Here is a 5385-nt window from a genome sequence, read left to right as displayed (position 1 = left end):
TATTTCCATGTGAGATCCCCCTTTCGCCACGCATAGGCAAGGCCGAGCACCAGAATCCCAACGAAGATGAACATCTCGATGAGCGCAAATGCGCCGAGCATGCGGAACTCCACCGCCCACGGGTAGAGGAACACCGTCTCTATGTCAAAGACGATGAACAGCAGCGCGTAGAGGAAATACCCCGCACGAAACTGGACGTAGGGCGACCCGATCGACCCCGCACTCGTACGGAATGTACTTCTGCGGCGACGGCTTCTTCGGCTGCAGCAGGAATGCCGGTCCCAGTGCCATGACGGGGAAAAACAACGCTACGAGAAGAAAAATGCCCAAGCTCCCATATTCTCCCATACATAAGCCCTCCTTATAGAAGAATTAATAAATACATAGGAAAAGTAAATAATTTAAAACAATAATTCAAGGGCAAAAAAATATAATCACGGCTTAACAGACGTTGTATTTATAATTGTCAGTATAAACGATAAAATCTATATATCATCATACCTGAAAAGTGCCTTTTTTACAAGATACAGCGTGAAAAACTTTCTATGAATAAACTACATCGAACTTTCCCATTCGCCTTTCACAGTAACCCCAGTTCCAATAGCTATTCTATCCATAAGCTCAACATCTTCATCACTTAATTCAACACTTGCAGCCCTTTTGGCATCGTCAACTTGATTGGATTTTGTAACTCCAATTATTGGAATTGTTCCTTTTGCAATCGCCCAAGCAGTCGTAATTTCAGGAATTGTTGCAGAATATTTTCCACCTAAAATTTTCATTTCATAAAATAACGGCTCCAATTTTGCCAAAGTTTCAGGCGGGAATGCTTCACCCCTTCTTGTTCCAGCTGGCAATGGATTTTCTTTTGTATATTTTCCAGATAAAGCGCCTTGTTCCAGTACCATGTACGAAAATACTGCAATATTGTTTTCCTTGCAATAGTCTAAAATTCCAGTTGTTTCAATTGTTCTGTAAAGTAAGCTAAAATGATTTTGAATAGCATGCAACTGAAATCCAGCTTCTTTTAAAAGATTATTCACATATTTTATTTGTTCCAAATTGTGATTAGAAACTCCTACTTTTTTCACTTTTCCTGATTTTAACAAATCAACCAATTTAGGTGTCCATTTCTCCATATCTTTTGTATTATGTATCCAATAAATATCAATGACGTTCTTGTTCAATCTTTCTAAACTTTCATCAAGAAGTTCAAAAATCGCATTATCTCCTCTTCCTTCTGCAAGTTCAGGTGTAAATTTTGTAGAAATTATCGCATCACTTCTACCTTTTACAAATTCTCCCAAAATAGTTTCAGATTGACCACTCGCATAAACAGTTGCAGTATCCCACAATTTTAGTCCCAAATCCATTGCTCTATCAAAAACAGGTTTCAATTCATCTTTTCCTAATTTATTTCCAAAAATCGAATCTCTTCCAGCGATTCCTCCAAATCCCCAAGACCAAGTTCCTAGTGCTACTTTAGGTATTTCTATTTCTTGTATTTTTGTTGTTTTCATTTGAAATCATCTCCATTTTTTTACATAAATTGTCATTTTACCAAAGTTCAAAATTTAATATTTCTTATTTCACATAATTTAAATTATCTTTATTTAATAATATTACACCTTCAATATTTATAAATTCTTTATTTTCAATTATATTTTCCGTTTGCTCAATATATTTTTTAAAATGAGCTGTTTTTCTATGATTCTGATACGCTTTTTCATTTTCATAAATTTCAAAAAAGTACCATTTATTCGGATTTCCTGTTGCCGTTGCAGCATAAATCACATAAACATCTTCTTCTTTTTTTATCGACTGCTTCATTTCATCAAGTACAATTTCCCTGAAAGCATTATTAAATCCTTCTTTTACATCAACTGTAACATAATTTAAACGAGTATTTCTTGTTTGCACAAACTTTTTATCTCCCATATATTCTGGCACAACTTGAATTTTCTTTTTATGATTAGTCAAGATTGTTGGTGATTGTCGTAAAAATTCTTTATATTGTTCTGACTTGATATGTTCTTGGTAACTTTTCTCATATTCATAAACCTCAAACATATAAGTCATATTGGGATTTTCTTTTTCCTGAACTAAATACATCCCAAGTGTCCCTTCATCATTTAAAACTGACTTTGTAATATTATTTTTACCGACTGCCACATATGCATTTTTTTTGCCTTCTTTGATACCAAGCTCAAAAATATTAAAAATTGGTAGCATTTCTTTTCTCCTCAATAAATTTAATAAATTTTTCCGTTGCCACTGAATATTTTAAACACGGTTTCCAAGCCAAAATTGTCTTAGAAATTGCTGCTTTATAAAATGGAATAAATTTCAAATTTTCAAAATTATTCTCTAATTTTAAGCAAACCGCCATTCCCATTCCATTTTTCACCATCATCGCAGCATTATAAACCAGTGTGAAAGTAGCGCCAACATTTAATTTCTCCGTAGGAATTCCCATCCAATTTGCAAATTCATTTTGAATTAATTTATTTTTAGAAATAATTACCGGTTCTTTTTTTATTTCTTCTGGATAAATAAATTTATTTGAAGCCAATTTATGGTCTTTTCTAACCAAAAGTCCCCATTCTTCAATCTGTTTCAATCTTATAAATTTATACTTTTCCTTATTTATATAGTCAAATACAAGTCCCATATCTAAAAAACCATGTTCAATTCTATAAATAATGTCTTCAGCTGTCCCGCTATAAATGTCAAATTTAACATTTGGATACTTTTCCTGAAATTCCGAGAGTAATTTTGCAAGTTCATTCATTCCCAAAAATTCGCCACATCCAATAGATATTTCTCCAGCAACAATTTCATTGTCATAAGACAGCTCTTTTTTCGTTTTTTCCGTTAAATAAAGTATTTCCCTCGCCCTTCGCTGCAAAAACTTCCCATCTTCAGTCAATAAAATTTTATGATTACTTCTCCTAAAAAGTTTAACTCCCAGCTCTTCCTCAAGCTGTGCCAATTGACGTGATAATGTCGGTTGCGTGATATAAAGTGATTTTGCCGCTTTTGTTATATTTTCCTCTTTTGCAACCATCAAAAAATATTTTAAAATTCTTAATTCCATAAATCCTCATTCATTTTATAATTTTTTTATACTAACTTATCTCGCATTCACTGCTTTTGGCAACTTTTCATATTCATCTTCTGACAATATCCCAAACCATTCAGTCGAACCGCCATCTGACAAGGCAATATGCGTAAACCAACTGTCTTTTGCTGCTCCATGCCAATGCTTAACATTTTTAGGAATATTCACAATATCTCCTGGATGTAATTCTATCGCTTCTTTCCCGTCTTCTTGATACCATCCGTATCCATCAGTCAACAATAATACTTGTCCATTTGAATGAGAATGCCAGTTATTTATAACTCCTGGCTCGAAAACAACATTGTGAATACCAACTTTTGAAGTGTCGTTCGGCTCAACTAATGTTTTTAAATAAGTTTTCCCATTAAAATATTTTGCATAAGCCTCGTTATAATCGCCTTTCCCAAACAAGCTGCTTACAGGATCAGCCGTCCCATCTTCTGAATAGATCTCTTTCAAAAGCCGAAATACAGCCCAGGCTTTTGGCCATCCTACATAAAATCCTAAATGTGTAACAGCCTCTGCCAGTTCTTCTCTTGTAACCCCGTTTTCTAAAGCACTTTTTAAATGAAATTTCAAAGAACTATCCAAAATTCCACTCGCCATAAGTCCAGTGACCGTAATCAAACTTCTATCCCTAGCCGATAACTTATCCTCTCTTGCCCAAACTTCCCCAAACAAAACATCATCATTCAATTCCGCAAATTTTGGTGCAATATCACCTAATAAATCTCTTCTTGCAGTAATTTTTTTACTCATTTTTTTCACCTCTGTTTAATCAAAAAATATTTCTATTTCTCATTAAAATTTTTTTATTTTTTCTACCCAAGCTCCAATGCTTTGCAAGCTTTCATTACACCCAAATCTTTTGCCTTCAATAATATTCAATTCCGAATAACTTTTTTTCAAAAAATCTGTCGAGCCTTTTATCCCGCTTCCACCTGATGTCGCAAAAGTGATTATCTTTTTTCCGCTCAAATTATGTTTTTCAATAAAAGTCTGAATAATACGAGGCGGAATATACCACCAAACTGGAAATCCAACAAACACAGTATCATAATCATTAATATTCTCTACAACATTTTCAATTTCTGGACGGCTAAATTCATCATTTATTTCCACTGAACTTCTACTTTTTTTGTCGCTCCAGTTCAAATCCTCAGAAGTATACTCAACTTGCGGTTTTATCTCAAACAAATTTCCCTCAGTTGCTTTCGCCAATTTTTCTGCAACTTTTTTTGTTGTCCTTGTCGCTGAAAAGTAAGCCACTAATACTTTATTTATAAAAAATCACCTCATAAAATTAGATAAAATCTAAATTTTTTATTTTCTTATGATTTATTTTACAATATTTATCCTATTATATCAAATACTTATTTTTTATAGAAAATTATGCTTTAAAGGCATAACTATGTTTTAAATTTATTATTTAATCTCCATTTCCTCCTCAAAGTCAACTGGATTTTTCCCTTCCATTTTCTTCCCTTCGAAATAAACGTTATTTTTATCTTTCCCATATTTTCCTCTCATTGTTACTCTAAAACTATCTTTATCCGCTCCATTTATTTTTACAAATTTATTTCCATCTATAAAATAAACACCATTCTTATCTTTGAAATAATTGGAACTGTCCATTGGAGAAGTAATTCTTTCAAGAGTTTCTAAATCAATGCCTTTGCTATCCAGTCGAGTTACTTCTATTGTTTTTTTGTTATCTTCAGTTTCAATAAATTTATAAATACCATTTTTATCAACTAAAATTTTATCATACGATAATCCGCCATCAAAATAACTAAAATTATCAGAGCTGATTCCTTTTAATTTTTTCCCTTTATAGTAAACGTTATCTTTATATTTTATCCACGTTCCGTCCAGTTCTGTAATTGACCATTCCTCATCTATATTTTCAATATCTTTAGAATCCATTCCAACTATCTTTTTACCGTTATAATAGACATAATTTTTATCTTTGTAAAAATCAGAATATTTTACTTTTTCAAATGAACTAGCATCTGCTCCTTCTATTTTTTCAAACTTATCTTCGTCAAAATAATAAATATTTTTGTCATCTTTAAAATATCCCGAATCTAAGCTTTTTAGATTTTTAAAATTAATTTTTGCATTAATTGGAACTATTTTAAATTCATTTTTTTCTTCATCTTTTTCAACTTTATAAATGCCGTTTTTATCTCTTATAAGATTAGCCTGCATTTTTTCAAAAGTTTTTGCATCTACATTTTTTATTTGTAAAATTTTCTTACCTT

General features: G+C 32.2%; 6 protein-coding genes and 1 pseudogene. All 7 read right to left on the bottom strand.

Annotated features, from left to right (window positions below; translation table 11 throughout):
* A pseudogene (locus Q0370_RS11735) lies at positions 1-348 on the bottom strand (NADH-quinone oxidoreductase subunit A); the annotation flags it as partial.
* A gap of 206 nt (positions 349-554) precedes the next feature.
* A complete protein-coding gene (locus tag Q0370_RS00310; protein WP_299570520.1) occupies positions 555-1520 on the bottom strand; it encodes an aldo/keto reductase in 966 nt (321 codons plus the stop codon).
* Positions 1521-1584: 64 nt separating this feature from the next.
* Entirely contained in the window at positions 1585-2232 is a 648-nt protein-coding gene (locus tag Q0370_RS00305) for an antibiotic biosynthesis monooxygenase (protein WP_299570518.1), read from the bottom strand.
* Positions 2216-3097 (bottom strand): LysR family transcriptional regulator, encoded by an 882-nt coding sequence (locus tag Q0370_RS00300; protein WP_299570515.1) that lies wholly within the window; start codon positions 3095-3097, stop codon positions 2216-2218. Before Q0370_RS00300 ends, Q0370_RS00305 begins: the two co-directional genes overlap by 17 nt.
* Before the next feature lie 36 nt (positions 3098-3133).
* Positions 3134-3880, bottom strand: coding sequence for a carboxymuconolactone decarboxylase family protein (locus Q0370_RS00295; protein WP_299570512.1), 747 nt, complete (start codon positions 3878-3880; stop codon positions 3134-3136).
* 42 nt (positions 3881-3922) lie between these two features.
* Entirely contained in the window at positions 3923-4390 is a 468-nt protein-coding gene (locus tag Q0370_RS00290) for a flavodoxin (protein ID WP_299570510.1), read from the bottom strand.
* Positions 4391-4546: 156 nt separating this feature from the next.
* The coding region (locus Q0370_RS00285) for a DKNYY domain-containing protein (RefSeq protein WP_299570507.1) at positions 4547-5385 on the bottom strand (839 nt) is incomplete at its 5' end.

This window comes from uncultured Leptotrichia sp. (genome assembly GCF_938036635.1).
Lineage (GTDB): Bacteria > Fusobacteriota > Fusobacteriia > Fusobacteriales > Leptotrichiaceae > Leptotrichia > Leptotrichia hongkongensis.
Note: the sequence above shows the minus strand (reverse complement) of the source record. Positions and strands in the feature narration are given on the sequence as shown.

What these genes read in the sequence shown, in the direction of transcription:
- Q0370_RS00310 (WP_299570520.1), bottom strand. Translation starts at nt 1,520, where the DNA reads ATGAAAACAACAAAAATACAAGAAATAGAAATACCTAAAGTAGCACTA.
- Q0370_RS00305 (WP_299570518.1), bottom strand. Translation starts at nt 2,232, where the DNA reads ATGCTACCAATTTTTAATATTTTTGAGCTTGGTATCAAAGAAGGCAAA.
- Q0370_RS00300 (WP_299570515.1), bottom strand. Translation starts at nt 3,097, where the DNA reads ATGGAATTAAGAATTTTAAAATATTTTTTGATGGTTGCAAAAGAGGAA.
- Q0370_RS00295 (WP_299570512.1), bottom strand. Translation starts at nt 3,880, where the DNA reads ATGAGTAAAAAAATTACTGCAAGAAGAGATTTATTAGGTGATATTGCA.